The organism is Paenibacillus sp. P22 (assembly GCF_000469945.2).
Taxonomy (GTDB): domain Bacteria; phylum Bacillota; class Bacilli; order Paenibacillales; family Paenibacillaceae; genus Paenibacillus_O; species Paenibacillus_O humicus.
The window spans coordinates 1-14,458 of the sequence record NZ_CBRA020000216.1; the positions used below are offsets into that span (position 1 = coordinate 1).

The window sequence follows — 14,458 nt, forward strand, 5'->3', positions numbered from 1 at the left end:
GGCGAGCAGCGGACCGTTGAGCGCGGCAAGCCGGGGGCGGAGCTATTGCCGTACGGTACATGAGCCGCCACCGGCAGCACGGCGTAGAGCGCCTCGTTCCAAGGAGGCTAACGCCATGAAAACCATCACGATCAAGACCGAATACATCGCTCTCGGCCAATTCCTCAAACTGGCCGACTGCATCGATTCCGGAGGACAGGCCAAGTTCTTCCGACCATCTCCGAGGAATGGCGGCATTGCCGCCCGCATCAGCCGGGCAAGCAGCTTGGTGTCCGCATCGTCCATGGCACCGAAGAGACCCCTTATGCCGAGTTCCTCACGGGGGACATCCGGCTCGCGCTGGAACCGGCCGCTCACCGGCGAAGGGCTGGCGGCGATGGACCGCAGACATGAATTTTGCGCGAGCGACCGGATGGCCGTCACCATCAAGGTGGACGATGTGGACGCGGCATACAAAGAGCTGCGGGAGAAGAAGATCCCGTTTGTCAAAGAGCCGCATGACACCCCCGAATGGGGACATCGGGTCGCTTACCTCCGCGATCCGGCCGGCAATTTGATCGAGCTGAACGCAGGGCTCTGAGCAATTTGAGCAGGGCTCTGGGCAGGGCTCTGGGCTGGGCTTTGAGCAGGACCCTGAGCAGAGCCTTGAACAGGCATCGAGCTGGAAGGCTTGCCGGCCAGCTCTCCATTCCCGGCCTCTGGCGATGAGACCGGCTTCGGATGGCCCGCTTCAGATCGGCATGAAGCCAAAAAAGCTGTTCCTCGGCCGGACTTCGGCTTTCGGAACAGCTTTTTCGTCCTGCATGCACTGCCATGCACTTGATTGCACTTCATGCGCTGTCAAATGCACTTGCCCTTTCTTGCACGTCATCCACTGCCATGCATTTTCTTGCACTTCAGGCCCTTTCTCGGCAATGTCATGCACTTTTTCAAGCTTTGTTTCGCCAGCTTGCTCCATCCACAGCCTTGGATGGGTTCAACCCTCGTAATGACTGTCACGGCCTTGCTGCAGCCAGCTGTCAGCCGATGATCCCCGCCACCCGTGTCAGAATCTCCTTCGTGGAAGCCTCGTCGTTCACGTCGTATTCGTCGATGTTCAGCCGAAGCACGGGACAGGCGGTGAATTCGCCGATCCACTTGGCGTAGCGGGCATGCATATGCTCCCAGTACGAGACGTCGGTCTGGATCTCCATTTCCCGGCCCCTCTCCGCAATCCGCGCCAGAATGGACGGAAGGCTGCCTTCGATATAGATCAGCACATCCGGATGAGGGAAGTACGGCGTCATCACCATCGCCTCGTAAAGGCTCGTATAAGTCTGATAATCGATCGGGGACATCGTGCCTTGATCGGCGTGCATCTTGGCGAAAATGCCGGTGTCCTCGTAGATGGAGCGGTCCTGCACGAAGCCGCCGCCCATCTCGAACATCTTCTTCTGCTCCTTGAAGCGCTCGGCCAGGAAGTAGATCTGCAGATGGAAGCTCCATCTCTCGAAGTCATGGTAGAACTTGTCCAGATAAGGGTTGAAATCGACCTGCTCCAGCGAGGTGCGGAAGCCGAGGCTTCTCGCCAGGGCGGAGGTCAGCGTCGATTTGCCGACCCCCACGGTGCCGGCAACAGTAATAACAGCGTTCTCGGGAATGCCGAATGGATTCATTTTATAAGTGCTCCTTTAAACGGGCGACGATCTCGTCGAATTGCCCGCGGTCGGCGACAAAGTCGACCGTATTGCCGTCGATCGGGATGATGGCTGTATCCGGCTCGCGCTCGGCCAGGGAAGCCATGGCCGTATCGTAATCCAGGATCAGCTGCTGCAGATAATCGGAGGACATCTCCTCCTCGAACGAACGGCCCCGCTTGGCGATTCTCGCCAGCAGCACGTCCAGGTCGGCCCGGATGTACAGAATGACGTCCGGCTTGGGCAGATCGTCCGTCAGCACATGGTAGATGTGGCGGTACTTGTCCCTTTTGACTCCTTTCAACGTGCGCTCGCTGAAGATCAGGTTCTTGTAGATATGGTAATCCGCGATGACCGGCAGCCCTTCGTTCAGGCGGGGAATGACGGCATCCTCCAGCTGCTTGTAGCGGTTGCAGAGGAAGAACATCTCGAGCTGGAAGCTCCAATCGTCCATATCCTGATAGAACTTGTCCAGGAACGGATTCTCCTCCACGATTTCCTTGACCAGCGGAAGCTGCCATTCCTCGGCCAGCATCGTGGCGAGTGTCGTCTTGCCGGCTCCGATCGGGCCTTCGACGGCTATATACGGTGCGCGTTTCATCGTTGCTTATATCCCCCTTGATTACAGTCGATGCATGAGCCCAACAGCTGCCCATACGAAATGGATGTCCTGCATATATGCACGGAATCATCGCTGGCGCGTCATGTTCCGACAAAAACAGACTTCCTCATTATATCTGCTGCGAAGGCGGAGGAGAACCCGTCCGGGCTTAAAATTATTGCCGCTTCGGCTGGCTTGAGACGGAGGATCCGACGATCTTCTGATAGCTCGCGATATCGAGCCAGCGGCCGAACTTGCGGCCTACCTGCCTGAAATGCGCGCATTTCTCGTACCCGAGCCGCTCGAACAGGGCGATGCTGCGCTCGTTCTCCGTGCAGACGGTCGCGACCAGCATATGGAAGCCAAGCCCGGCCGCCTTCTCCTCCAGAGCAGCTACGGCCCGGCTGCCCGTTCCTTTGCCCCGGTGATCCGGGTCCAAATAGATCGTGATTTCGGCCGTCGTATCGTAGGCCTGCTTGTTTTTGTGCCGAGTCAGCAGGGCGTAGCCGACATAGGCCCCTTCTTCTTCGATTATATAGGTCCGGTAGCGTGGATCTCCTCCCATGACGTTGGCGCGCATTTCTTCCAGGCTCAGCGCCTCGGTATGGAACGAGATCGTCGTATTCAAGACATAATGATTGTAAGTGTGAAGCGCCTGCGGCAAATGCCGCTCTTCAATCGGCTTCATGATCATGAGCCGCTCTCCCCCTTCCACCGGAACGTCTCCGATCGGTACTCGATGCCCATCGCCTGGAACCATTCGTTCAAGCCGGTCCATAACCGCTCGCAGCGGGCATGGACCTCCTGGACATCCCGCAGGTCTCCGTCCATGACCATAGCCGCCAGCTCCAGGAAGCCGTCCGGGCGCGAAGGCATCGCCGAAGCTTCCTCGAAGCTGCTGGCCCTCGTCGTGAAGTAGCGGCGGTTGGCCAGCCCGATCAGCTTGGCCGCCTGCCAGGAGAGATCGTATGCCGCGCGGCGCGCGTATGCTCCGTCCCCGGCGTAGGCGGCGTTGCGGATTTTCCCCATCGTCTCATAGGGCTCCCAGACCATGAACTCTCTCATGACCTCGCGGAAGGCGGATTCGGGAGCGCTCGTCACGATGCGCCTGGCTTCCTCAAAGAGACGGCCCGGATCGTGAAGGGCGACCACATCGGCGTAAGAGCCCGCCTTGACGGCCCAGCTGTCGTCGACGGATGAAGCTCTCTTCAGCCAAACCGACCTCTGCACCGCTCCGATCTCCAGCTTGAAGGGAGGGATGATCTCCTCCTGCCCGGGAAGATCGATGCCGTCCGGCGTCAAGATCCGAATCTCCATATCCGAGTAGGGTCCGTCCGTCTCCCGGCCCAGCGAGCCATACACGCCGATGGCCAGAATGCTCCCGCCGTCCCGCTCCAGGACTTCTTCTTTCACCTGATGGATAAAGTTCCATTTGTCTTCTCTTGAAGTCGCAGCCGGATAAGGCAGCATCGCTTCAACCTCCTTGAACGGACAGCTCCGGTATCGTCTTCTTGCGTCACCTAATTCGACAAAAGTTTCGCTCCCCCCTTCTCCCTTGGCCGTTGCGCAGGACCGGATCCTCCTTACCCCCTATAGTTATTGCAGTACATTCTATAGTTTGATGGGTGCCGCCCGGAGGCTGGCCTCGGTATCCTAAAGTTGGTAAGCGTTTTCATTTATTTTAAAGGAGGATTCCAGTGAGAAAATCTCTGTCAGCCATCTTGTCCATGCTGCTCGCCTTCGGCGCCCTGACATCGACAGGCGCTGCGGGCAGCCGCGCGTACGCCAATGCGTCGACCGGCTTGTTCCAGGATTTCGAGCAAGGAACCGCAGGAGGGTGGACGACGTTCAACTGCGGCGCTGCCGCCCAGGTTTCACTCAGCGATGCCGAATACAGCTCCGGCACCCACTCCCTGCGCCTGACCGGGCGGGATACGGCAGGCTGCAGCCCCGCCATCGGTGCCGCCAGCCTGATGGAGGCGGGACAGACGTATACGATCTCGGCCAAGGTCAAGCTCGGCAGCGGCGCGGGAAGCATGAAATTCACCATGAAGGAAAGCGGCAGCACGGACAGCTATACGCAGGTGCTGGAGCCGGTGCCGGCATCGGATGCCGGCTGGACCACGCTGCAGGGCGACTATTCGCCGCCGGCCGGAGCATCCGGGCTTACGCTGTACGTAGAGGGAGCCCCTGCCGGCAGCGACGTCTACCTGGACGACTTCACGGTGTTCAAGCACACGACTCTGCAGACGTACGATTTCGAGAACGGATCCGCGCAGGGATGGACGCCTAGCGGCAGCGGAACGGCCTCGAGCGTCGCCGAAGCCGCCCATGGAGGCTCCTACTCCCTCCTGTCGGACGGCCGGACAGCGGCATGGAACGGTCCGAGCGCCGACATGTCCTACCTGGAGGCCGGGGCGACCTACCGCATCAGCGCCTGGGTCAAGCAGAAGTCAGGAAGCTCCAGCCTGAAGATGTCCATGAAGCATACCCCTGCCGGCGGCAGCGCCGGGTATGAAGGAATCGGGTCCGCTGCGATCGTCGGCGATACGGACTGGGTCCTGCTGTCCGGCGTCTACAAGCCGGTCGATCCCGCCCTGATGTTCTATATCGAGAGCGATTCGGCGAACGCCTCCTATTATGTGGACGACGTCTCCGTCGACATGCTGCTGCCCGCTCCTTCCGCAGGCGGCGGCAATCCTCCAGCCGGCGAGCTTCCGGCGCTGTCTGCGGGCTTCGAAGACGGTACGGCCCAAGGCTGGCAAGGACGGATGGGCACCGAGACGCTGACGGTCGTATCCACGGAGAAGCATGGCGGAAGCTCCAGCCTGCTGACGGCCGGACGAACGGCGACCTACAGCGGTCCCGCCATCGACGTGACGGGCCATATGAAGACCGGATCCAAGTACAACGTCTCGGTATGGATGAAGCTGGCATCCGGCGAGCCTGCCGCCCAGGCCAGAGTCAGTCTGGCAGTGAAGTCCGGAAGCGCGACGAACTACCGTACTCTCGTCGGCAATACGGATGTGACGGACGGCACGTGGGTTCGGCTCGCGGGCGAATATACGCTCAGCGAACCGTTCGATTCCCTCGTTCTGTATGTGGAGACCAATGCGGGCACGTCCTCCTTCTATATCGACGATTTCTCGCTGGCATCGACGACCGCCCCGCCGCAGCTGCCGATCCAGACGGATATCCCGTCGCTGCATGAGGTTCTGGCCGATTACTTCCCGGTCGGCGCCGCCATCGAGCCTTCGCAGACGGCCGGGCTGCACGCGGACTTGCTGAAAAAGCATTTCAACAGCATCGTCGCGGAAAACGCGATGAAATGGGACGCAGTCGAGCCGACGGAGGGCAGCTTCACGTTCGAGCAGGCGGACAAAATCGTGGACTTTGCGCAGGCGAACGGCATGCGGGTCCGCGGCCATACGCTGCTCTGGCACCAGCAGGTTCCGGACTGGGTGTTCAAGGACGCCGACGGGGCCGACATGACGCCGACTCCGGCGAACAAGGCTCTTCTGCTGCAAAGGCTGGAAAACCACATCAAAAACGTCGTGGAGCATTTCGGCGACAAGATCTACGTCTACGATGTCGTCAACGAAGTCATCGACGAGTCGCAGCCGGATGGCTTCCGCCGCAGCAAGTGGTTCCAGATTCTTGGCCGGGAATACATCGACAAGGCGTTCGAGTACGCCCGCAAGTACGCTCCGGCCGGAACCAAGCTGTACATCAACGACTACAGCACGACCGAAGCGACCAAGCGCAAGCACCTGTACAATCTGGTCGCCGATCTGAAGCAGCGCGGCATTCCGGTCGACGGCGTCGGCCATCAGATGCACATCAACGTCACCGGCCCGTCCGGCGCAATCATCGAGCAGACGATGAAAATGTTCGCCGATCTCGGCGTGGACAACCAGGTGACGGAGCTCGACATGAGCATCTACGCGAACAGCTCCGACAAGTACACGACTCCGCCGCAAAGCGCTCTCGACAAGCAAGGGCATCAGTTCAAGGAGATTTTCGATGCCTTCAGGAAGGAAAAGACGGAGGGACGCCTGACCAACGTCACGCTCTGGGGCATCGGCGACGACCATACGTGGCTGAGCAAGCCCGAGCGCGCCGACTTCCCGCTGCTGTTCGATGCGCAGCTGCAGGCGAAGCCCGCCTACTGGGGCATCGTGGATCCTTCCAGGCTCCCGGCTCTGATTCAGACCAAGGATGTGTCCAAAGGCACTCCGGTCATAGACGGCAGCGCCGAAACGCTGTGGCGCGCGGTCGGTCCGACTCCGGTCGAAGCCGGGGATGCTTCGTGGGGAGCCTCCTTCCGCACCCTCTGGGATGACAGCCATCTGTATCTGTATGGAGAAGTCCGGGATGCATCGGTGAATCCGGTGGATAAGCTCGAGCTGTACATCGACGGCAACAATGGCAAGACGCCGGCTTATCAGCCGGACGACAAGCACTACACGCTGACCCGCGGCCAGTCTGCGGCGGCAGGCGTCGACTACCGGGTCGTGGAGAAGAAGGACGGCAGCGGGTATGCCGTCGAAGCGGCCGTGCCTCTGGATGCCGCGGCTGCGGGGAGAAGGCTCGGCTTCGATATCCGGTTCACGGATGCCGATTCCGGCCAGGCTCTGTCCTGGAACGACGCCTCGCACAGCCAGGATTCCGATACGTCCAAATTCGGCATCCTTACGCTGGCTGGGGAACTCAAGGTAGCAGGATCCCTCCGCGGCACGCCTGTCGTCGACGGAGACGAGGATGCCGCCTGGGCCGATGCCGAGGAGCTGGAGACCGGCGTCTGGGTGCAAGGAACCTCCGGAGCGACGGCCCGCTTCCGCACGATGTGGGATGATGGCCACCTGTACGTCTATGCCCATGTGAAGGACCCGCTGCTGAGCAAGAAGAGCGCGGATGCGTACCAGCAGGATTCAGTCGAGATCTTCGTCGATCCGAACAACGGCAAGACGCCGATCTACGAAGCCGACGACGGCCAGTACAGGGTGAATTTCGACAACGAGCGCAGCTATAACGGCGCTGCTTCGCCGGACAACTTCAAAACGGCCACCCGCATCGTGGACGACGGCTACGTCGTGGAAGCGGCGATCTCCCTCGATTCGATCCAGGCGAAGGCCGGAGACCTCATCGGCTTCGATCTTCAGGTGAACGACGACCAGGCCGGTCTCGGCACCCGCGCAAGCGTCGTGAACTGGAGCGACCCGAGCGGCCTGTCCTACCAGAACACATCGAAGTATGGCGTGCTTGTGCTCGGCGCTTCGGATGAAGGCGGCGAACCAAGTCCTTCTCCGCAGCCGAGTCCGCCGACTTCGCCGGATCCTTCGGCGAGCCCGAGCGCTTCTCCGGAGCCGTCGGCGACTCCAGGCCCGTCTCCGTCGCCGGACAGGACACCTGATCCGGCATGGATTCCGACTGTCCTTCCTTCGCCGACTCCGTCTCCAGCCGTGAAGGGAAGCGTCATCACGCTCAAGGCGATACCGGATGCAAGCGGAACCGCCTTCCTGTCGGTATCGGCGGCCGATCTGGCCAAAGCCGCCGGCTCGGCTGAAGGCTCCGTCGTGACGGTCAAAGCCGAGTCCGGCTCCGGCCTCAAGAAAATCGTCATCCAGCTGCCTGTCGGACCGCTGCAGGATGCGGCAGGGCGCGTGCGCTCTCTCGTGCTGGATGCCGGCCTTGCTTCCGCAGCTCTGGATGCCTCGATGCTGGCATCCGCATCCGGCTCGCTGGAGCTTGCCGTCGCCTTGGCGGACTCCGGCTCGCTGACCGAAGGCGCCCGGATCCTCCTCGCCGGACAGCCGCTGGTCCGCATCGGCCTCAGCCTGAACGGCGCTGCCGTTACGGATACGAAGGGCCTTGCGGCCATCACCGTCCCGTTTGCGCTGAAGGCGGGAAGCAAGCCTTCCCAAGCCGTTGCTTTCCAGGCGATGGATAACGGCTCGCTGGCACCGGCAGCCAGCTCCAGGTATTCGGCTGCCGCAGAAGGGGTCGTCTTCAAGCCGCAGAGCTTCGGCACCTACGCGGCCGCTCTTTACGCCTCCCGCTTCGGCGATCTCGACCGCGTGCCGTGGGCTCAGGATGCCATCGGCGCTCTGGAAGCCAGGGGAATCGTAAGCGGCATGAAGCCGGAAACGTTCGCTCCCGGCGCCGGCGTAACGAGAGCGGAATTCATCCAGATGCTGATGAATGCGCTCAGCCTGAGCGGCCGCGCCGACGGATCCAGCAGCTTCGCCGACGCCGAGGCCGGCGCCTGGTACGCCGGAGCGCTCGCTTCGGCGCAGCAGCTCGGCATCGTCTCCGGAAGGCCGGACGGCACCTTCGGCGTGAACGAGCGGATCAGCCGCCAGGAAATGGCCGCGATGCTTTACCGTGCCGCCGGCAAGGCAGGCATCGAGCTGAAGGGCGCCGCCGGCACTGGAGCGTTCCTCGACAGCTCCTCGATCGCGGGTTATGCGGCCGAAGCGGTCGCCGCCCTCCGGCAAGCCGGCATCGTGCAAGGCATGCAGGACGGACGCTTCGCTCCGTCAAGCTCCGCCACTCGCGCCCAGGCGGCCGTCATGATCTACGGCTTGTATGGATTCATGAAGTGAAGGACTAACGTCCCGAACCATTCTGTTCGTTAAAGACCAAAAATCCCCCTCATGGCCGCGGCCGCGAGGGGGTTTCTTTTATCTGGATCAGGTCGCAGCAGCCATTTTCCGCCCAATGTCCCGGCATTGCTCCTTCTCCTCGTCCGAAGGATTGAACTCGACCTTGAGGCCGGGAGCTGCGATCTGCGCGCCCCGCTCCTTCAGCTTCTCCTCGATCAGGTCCACCGCTCCGCAATAGATCGGATAAGAGCTGTCCCCGGAGCCGAACACCGCCGCGAGCTTGCCCTGCAGCTTTACACCATCAAGCTCTTCATAGAAATCCAGGAATTCATCGGGCAGCTCGCCGTCTCCCCAAGTATACGCTCCGATCAGAATGACATCGTACTCCTCCAGCTCGGATGCCTTGGCGTCCATGATATCCCGGACGGCCGGCTCGACCCCCGCATGCCGGATGCCGGCGACGATCTCTTCCGCCATCTCCTCCGTATTGCCCGTCATGCTGCAGCAGATCACGATCACCTTGTTCATGCTTTCCCTCCCGGCAGCTCTTCTACTTGTTGGATGCCGTCATACAGCGTAGCCAGATAGATTATGCCGTCCCTGATGTCCACATCGGTGACCGGGACTCTGGAGCTGACCGCCATCATCGTGAGGCAGCCTCCAAGCCAGCTGATCCGATACAGTCCCCGATCGGTGCAAGCCAGCAGCCGCCCGCCCTTTACGACAACCGAAAAGAGGAACAAGCCTCCGTAGCGGTAACGGTCGAATCCGCCCTTGCGGTTGCCGACGACCAGCTCCCCATTCTCGCTGGCTCCCACAAGCTGTCCGTAGTAGACGGCCAGGCTGGTCACGCCGGTGCCGAGATCGAATTCCATCCATTCAGCGCTCATCCGGTCATACAGCGCGATTCCGCTCTCGCAGCCCAGAATGAGGTATTGCGGAACGTTGAGCAGATCGTAAACCTTGCGGTCGTTCTTGGCAGCCGCCCCCCAGGAAGCGCCGTGGGAGCACCACAAACCCTGGGAGGTGCAGGCATACAGGCAGCCTGCGGACGCCCGGAACTGGTAGCAGGGCAGCTCCAGCTCTTCCTGGTCCCACTCGGCTCCGTCATAGACCATCAGCCCGCGGCTTGTGCAGGCATACAGAGTCTCTCCTGCCATGACCATGCGGTTCACGACGGCATGCGGCTCATCCGGCGCGCTGATCCTCTCCCATTCCCCTTGCCCATGCTTTCCGTAGATGGCTCCGCCCATCGCCGCGGCGTACAGGCATCGGCTTCCTGCGAGCACCGATGAGCAGGACAGCGGCCCGCTCTGAGTTCCGGTTCGGTTTTCCATGTTTTCCTCCTTCAAGCCTCTTCTTCCCGCTTCATTTTGCGGCCGATCCAAGCAAGCCTCGCGCGGCTTGCCCTCCGTTAAGCGCGGAAGTATGGATCTGATCTGCGTCAGTCGAATGCAAAAGCATCTCATTGTTTGATAATGATTCTCAATATCACTATAAGTATGATAACCATTCTCAATTATGATGTCAATTTCAACTTGAATCCTCTCTCTTCGGCTCAAAAAAGCCATGCCGCCAGTAATGGCGGCATGGCTGCAAGAGAGCTGGACAAGTCCTTCCCGATGAACAGGGAGGAACTCTTTTACGAGCAAAAATCGAATCAGGCAACGGCTTAGAGCCGAAGCTTCAGCCCGACAGCGGCGCCATGATCCCGGAACGTTACGGAGCGAATGCCGACAAGAGGCGGCAGCTGGCTCCCTACCGGGATGACGATCTCATCCAGCATCGTCTCCGGCAGCTCCAGAGAGCGGATGGAAAGCGACTGAGGAGTGAGGATCAGATCGGGACTTCTCCATTCCAGCTTGTAGCCCGCTTTGGCGCCTACCGTCAGCAGGTTTTTGTACTTGGCGCTTATATCCGCAGCCATGCGTTCTCCGTCCAGTTGAATCCGCACGCCCTCGATTCTCAGCTCCGGCCTGACCTGCGGGTTTTCCGCGAGCTGGGCGCGGACCAGATTGGTGATATCCTCCTGGGAGAGAAACACCTCGGCTTTGCCGGATTGGATCATTTCGGCGGCTTTGCTTCTGAAATCCAGAGGAGTGTGGTCCAGCGTCAGCTTCTCCGCCGGCCTGACGTACCAGACCGCCGCTCCTCCCGCCAGCAGCGCCACGACCAGCAGCGAAACAATGAATCCCCCTATGATTTTGCGCATCTCAGACGCACCTCCATTCGGCCGTAACCGTTTTATCCTGCGCAGGCCTTCTGCGGCCTGTCCTGCCAGCTGTCTGGCTTCCATTGACAAAGGAACGTGCGGGGAGTATAACAAAACTACCTATCGGATGCCGCCAAGCCGCGCCGACGCTGCAAGCGGCGGCAGAGTCTCCGCTCCCGGCCGGCACTCTCTTGAAGGGCCGCGTCTCCAAGACGCGGCCCGGGATGGACAGGCAGCCGTACGAACGTGATCAGGACGCACGTCCCGCACCGGGACGTTTTTTCTTATTTTAGCCCTCCCCCATCATCTTGCCAAACGGAAAGGAAGAGAACGCGTATGAATTCCAGCACCCCCCCAGTCCCCCGGTCCGCTGCCCGAAGCGGGCAAAGCCAAGGAGGAAGCGGTACGCATCCCTCTCGAGGAGATCATGCATGCCCAGCTGACGCTGAATGAAGTCATTACCCGGACCCCGCTGCAGCCGAACCGCGTCCTCTCCAGCCGTTACAACTGCAACGTGCTGCTCAAGCGGGAGGATCTGCAGGTCGTGCGCTCGTTCAAAATCCGCGGGGCCTACTACCGCATCCGCACGCTGCCGCCGCAGGATCTGGAGAAGGGCGTCGTCTGCGCCAGCGCGGGCAATCACGCCCAAGGCGTCGCTTACTCCTGTCAGACGCTCGGCATCCGCGGAAAGATTTACATGCCCAGCACGACTCCCCGCCAGAAGGTGACGCAGGTCCAGTTTTTCGGCGGCGACCAGGTCGAGATCATGCTGACCGGTGACACCTACGACGACGCCTATGACGAAGCGATGAAGGAATGCGCCCGCACCGGAGCCGCCTTCATCCATCCGTTCGACGACCGGGCCATCATCGCGGGCAACGGCACGGTCGGCAAGGAAATCATGGATGCGGCCGAGGCGATGCCGGACTACATCTTCGTCACCGTCGGAGGCGGCGGGCTTGCGGCCGGAGTCGCCTCCTACATCAAGGCGGTCTCGCCGCGCACGCGCATCATCGGCGTCGAGCCCAAGGGCGCGCCTTCCCTTGATGCCTCGCTGCGCAGCGGGCAGGTCACGCCGCTCGACTCCATCGACAAGTTCGTCGACGGAGCCGCCGTCAAGCGGATCGGCGACCTCACCTTTGCGATCTGCCGCGACCTGCTCGACGATGTCGTGCTCGTGCCGGAAGGCAAGGCCTGCACGACTCTGCTGAGCCTGTACAACGAAAACGCCATCGTCGCCGAGCCGGCCGGCGCGCTGCCTGTCGCCGCGCTGGACATGTACCGGGACGAGCTCGAGGGCAAGACGGTCGTCTGCATCATCAGCGGCGGCAACAACGACGTCGACCGGATGCAGGAGATGAAGGAGCGCTCCCTTATGTACGAGGGGCTCAAGCATTACTTCACCGTCAACTTCCCGCAGCGTGCCGGCGCCCTGCGCGAATTCCTCGACGAGGTGCTCGGGCCGGACGACGACATCGTGAGATTCGAGTACACCAAGACGCATAACAAGGAGAACGGCCCCGCCCTCGTCGGCATCGAGCTGAAGAACCGCGAGGACTATGGCAGCCTGGTCAGCCGGATGAACGCCAGAGGCTACCAGTTCATGGAACTCAACAAGGATCCGGTGCTGTTCGATCTTCTGATCTGAGCTTTCTTGGGGTTAGACAAGCAAGGCCGCTGCGATTGCAGCGGCCTTTTCGGCTTTGATGTCTTTTTACGCCCAGGCTTGAGGAGGGGTTCTATAAAAGAAGGGCCTGACGCAGCGGCGACGGATGCGGCAAACTGGACTCATCCCATTCCTGAACGAGGAGATGATTCCATGAAAGACTTCCTGCCTCGCCTTGCTGCAGCCCCTCTGTCCGCGCTGGCATTCGGCATCCTTTTTGCTTGGTCCCTATATACGACGATCTTGGAAGCCAGAGAGCCGAACGTATATGACTTCGTCTTCCTCATTCTCGGAGCTGCCGCCGCCTGGATTTATCAGCATGTCCTGCTTATGCTGCGGCTGCCGGAATGGATGGAGAGAGCAAAGCGGGGAGCGGCGCGATGAGAGGTTTTCTCCTCCGCTTGGGCGCGGCATTTCTATCCGCTGCAGCGACGGGCATTGTCATGGCGAGCCTTTGGGCAGAAGAATCCCCTATCCAAGGAGCCTGGATGATGCGGCTTATTGGAGCTGTCCTGGTCTTCATCTATGCCCTGCCGTTCCATCTCTTCTACGGCATTCCCGCCTCCTGGGCCATCGGCAGCCTGAGCGCCGGAATTCTCCCCTCCTCCATACGGCTCATCTCGGAACTGCTCCTTCTGTATCCTGCGGCCGGGCTGCTTCCGGCCATCGCCGTCGGGGAGCGGGCATATGAAGTCTACTGGACCTTTGCCGCTTCGGCCCTGCTCTATCGCCTCATGCTTCTGCTGTTGGAAATGATTTGGAAACACCGAAGATGAATGGCGGCTCTCGCAGCTTTCTATTTCAAAATGGAGTGAAAATGATTCCATCAAGGAACGGTAGGAGAAGAAGTCTTCGAGTCCATGAAAAACGAGAAATTTATTGCGTTACTGCGGCGTTGATTGCTTTGAAATCGCGATGAACGGCGAACAGGTCCATTCCGAGCCGAGCTCGCACACTGCCATCCTCTTCCCAGTCGGCTGAGGCACGCACGACCCGCTTGGCATAGGAACACGTCGAGCTGAGCCTTGGCGGAGCCTATTTTACGGAGCCAGGACTCGCGTCAAGGCTTCTTGCCGACCGCGCCTCATGAAAGGGCTGTTTGCCCATTTCCAGGTCTACGCTTGAAGCGGAACCGCATGGCAGGAAGGCGGCGGCTTTTAGGAAAGGCCAGATTTGAACTCTATTGGACATACGTTCCGTTATCTGAGGGATTTGTCCCTATTTCCAGCTCTATCGGACATACGTTCCGCTATTCCAGATTTTTCATCTGTATATCAATTGAATTCATATAAATAACGGATCCTATGTCCGATACCCAGGCATAACCTAGATATTTATTAAAATAACGGATCTCATGTCCGATCAACTCGAGACTCTGACCCTGGCTCTGGTTCCTGTTCTTGTTCCTGCTCCTGCTCCTAAATAATAAAATCCCTATCGCAATCTCGCTCTGTTGTTGAGTCACATCTGCTAAAAGAGCTTATGCTTGCAGATTCCGCCGTCTCATTCAGCCAGAGTAAAAAAACCAAAAGCTCCCAAAATTACTGCGGAGGCTTTACTGCGATATAAGCAGAAATCTCAAACCCGTCTACAATCGAATCCGATCATCAGGCTTGTCGACATGACTTAAGGCTGGATCCGATGCTTGCGCGCATCGAGAATGATGCCGGCCGTCTCCTCGATGGCCCGGTCCGTCAC

General features: G+C 60.1%; 13 protein-coding genes and 1 pseudogene. 6 read left to right on the forward strand and 8 right to left on the reverse strand.

Annotation, left to right across the window (positions count from 1 at the left end; all coding sequences use genetic code 11):
* Positions 1-115: 115 nt before the first annotated feature.
* Both BN871_RS29410 and BN871_RS29415 read left to right on the forward strand, forming a co-directional pair.
* Positions 116-211: pseudogene (locus tag BN871_RS29410) on the forward strand (RNA-binding S4 domain-containing protein); the annotation flags it as partial.
* Between the two features lie 57 nt (positions 212-268).
* Positions 269-580, forward strand: a complete 312-nt coding sequence (locus tag BN871_RS29415) for a VOC family protein (RefSeq protein ID WP_374725894.1) — start codon at positions 269-271, stop codon at positions 578-580.
* 150 nt (positions 581-730) lie between these two features.
* Here the strand turns inward: BN871_RS29415 and BN871_RS23210 are convergent, their stop codons facing one another.
* The 5 genes from BN871_RS23210 to BN871_RS23230 form a co-directional block, all read right to left on the reverse strand.
* Positions 731-958, reverse strand: coding sequence for a hypothetical protein (locus BN871_RS23210; RefSeq protein ID WP_021880114.1), 228 nt, complete (start codon positions 956-958; stop codon positions 731-733).
* Positions 959-1,019: 61 nt separating this feature from the next.
* A complete protein-coding gene (locus BN871_RS23215) occupies positions 1,020-1,655 on the reverse strand; it encodes a deoxynucleoside kinase (protein ID WP_021880113.1) in 636 nt (211 codons plus the stop codon).
* A 1-nt stretch (position 1,656) separates the two neighbouring features.
* Positions 1,657-2,277, reverse strand: coding sequence for a deoxynucleoside kinase (locus BN871_RS23220; protein ID WP_021880112.1), 621 nt, complete (start codon positions 2,275-2,277; stop codon positions 1,657-1,659).
* A 175-nt stretch (positions 2,278-2,452) separates the two neighbouring features.
* Positions 2,453-2,971 carry a GNAT family N-acetyltransferase gene (locus BN871_RS23225; RefSeq protein WP_048749228.1) on the reverse strand — a complete coding sequence of 173 codons (519 nt, stop codon included), beginning with the start codon at positions 2,969-2,971 and terminating at the stop codon, positions 2,453-2,455.
* Positions 2,968-3,747, reverse strand: coding sequence for a kanamycin nucleotidyltransferase C-terminal domain-containing protein (locus BN871_RS23230; protein WP_048749230.1), 780 nt, complete (start codon positions 3,745-3,747; stop codon positions 2,968-2,970). Before BN871_RS23230 ends, BN871_RS23225 begins: the two co-directional genes overlap by 4 nt.
* 227 nt (positions 3,748-3,974) lie before the next feature.
* On the opposite strand from BN871_RS23230, the gene BN871_RS23235 reads away from it, so the two are divergent.
* On the forward strand, positions 3,975-8,882 hold the full coding sequence (locus BN871_RS23235; protein WP_048749232.1) for an endo-1,4-beta-xylanase: 4,908 nt from the start codon (positions 3,975-3,977) through the stop codon (positions 8,880-8,882).
* A gap of 87 nt (positions 8,883-8,969) precedes the next feature.
* Here the strand turns inward: BN871_RS23235 and BN871_RS23240 are convergent, their stop codons facing one another.
* The 3 genes from BN871_RS23240 to BN871_RS23255 all read right to left on the reverse strand — a co-directional run bounded on the left by BN871_RS23240 (position 8,970) and on the right by BN871_RS23255 (position 11,094).
* The gene (locus BN871_RS23240) at positions 8,970-9,410 is read right to left on the reverse strand and encodes a flavodoxin (protein WP_048749234.1); all 441 of its coding nucleotides are present in this window, start codon (positions 9,408-9,410) and stop codon (positions 8,970-8,972) included.
* A complete protein-coding gene (locus BN871_RS23245) occupies positions 9,407-10,219 on the reverse strand; it encodes a hypothetical protein (protein WP_127507203.1) in 813 nt (270 codons plus the stop codon). The genes BN871_RS23240 and BN871_RS23245 overlap by 4 nt, the downstream gene beginning before the upstream one ends.
* Before the next feature lie 335 nt (positions 10,220-10,554).
* A complete protein-coding gene (locus tag BN871_RS23255) occupies positions 10,555-11,094 on the reverse strand; it encodes a hypothetical protein (RefSeq protein ID WP_021881795.1) in 540 nt (179 codons plus the stop codon).
* A gap of 409 nt (positions 11,095-11,503) precedes the next feature.
* Between BN871_RS23255 and ilvA the strand changes: the two genes are divergently transcribed.
* The 3 genes from ilvA to BN871_RS23270 all read left to right on the forward strand — a co-directional run bounded on the left by ilvA (position 11,504) and on the right by BN871_RS23270 (position 13,536).
* Positions 11,504-12,742 (forward strand): threonine ammonia-lyase IlvA, encoded by a 1,239-nt coding sequence (ilvA, locus tag BN871_RS23260; protein ID WP_374725895.1) that lies wholly within the window; start codon positions 11,504-11,506, stop codon positions 12,740-12,742.
* 171 nt (positions 12,743-12,913) lie between these two features.
* Positions 12,914-13,144 carry a hypothetical protein gene (locus tag BN871_RS23265; RefSeq protein WP_021881793.1) on the forward strand — a complete coding sequence of 77 codons (231 nt, stop codon included), beginning with the start codon at positions 12,914-12,916 and terminating at the stop codon, positions 13,142-13,144.
* A gap of 104 nt (positions 13,145-13,248) precedes the next feature.
* Entirely contained in the window at positions 13,249-13,536 is a 288-nt protein-coding gene (locus BN871_RS23270; RefSeq protein WP_127507197.1) for a hypothetical protein, read from the forward strand.
* Positions 13,537-14,458 lie beyond the last annotated feature (922 nt).

Bases quoted from the DNA above. Each gene is read 5' to 3' on its own strand.
- BN871_RS23210 (WP_021880114.1), bottom strand. From the start codon at position 958: ATGGAGCAAGCTGGCGAAACAAAGCTTGAAAAAGTGCATGACATTGCC.
- BN871_RS23215 (WP_021880113.1), bottom strand. From the start codon at position 1,655: ATGAATCCATTCGGCATTCCCGAGAACGCTGTTATTACTGTTGCCGGC.
- BN871_RS23220 (WP_021880112.1), bottom strand. From the start codon at position 2,277: ATGAAACGCGCACCGTATATAGCCGTCGAAGGCCCGATCGGAGCCGGC.
- BN871_RS23225 (WP_048749228.1), bottom strand. From the start codon at position 2,971: ATGATCATGAAGCCGATTGAAGAGCGGCATTTGCCGCAGGCGCTTCAC.
- BN871_RS23230 (WP_048749230.1), bottom strand. From the start codon at position 3,747: ATGCTGCCTTATCCGGCTGCGACTTCAAGAGAAGACAAATGGAACTTT.
- BN871_RS23240 (WP_048749234.1), bottom strand. From the start codon at position 9,410: ATGAACAAGGTGATCGTGATCTGCTGCAGCATGACGGGCAATACGGAG.
- BN871_RS23245 (WP_127507203.1), bottom strand. From the start codon at position 10,219: ATGGAAAACCGAACCGGAACTCAGAGCGGGCCGCTGTCCTGCTCATCG.
- BN871_RS23255 (WP_021881795.1), bottom strand. From the start codon at position 11,094: ATGCGCAAAATCATAGGGGGATTCATTGTTTCGCTGCTGGTCGTGGCG.
- BN871_RS23265 (WP_021881793.1), top strand. From the start codon at position 12,914: ATGAAAGACTTCCTGCCTCGCCTTGCTGCAGCCCCTCTGTCCGCGCTG.
- BN871_RS23270 (WP_127507197.1), top strand. From the start codon at position 13,249: ATGATGCGGCTTATTGGAGCTGTCCTGGTCTTCATCTATGCCCTGCCG.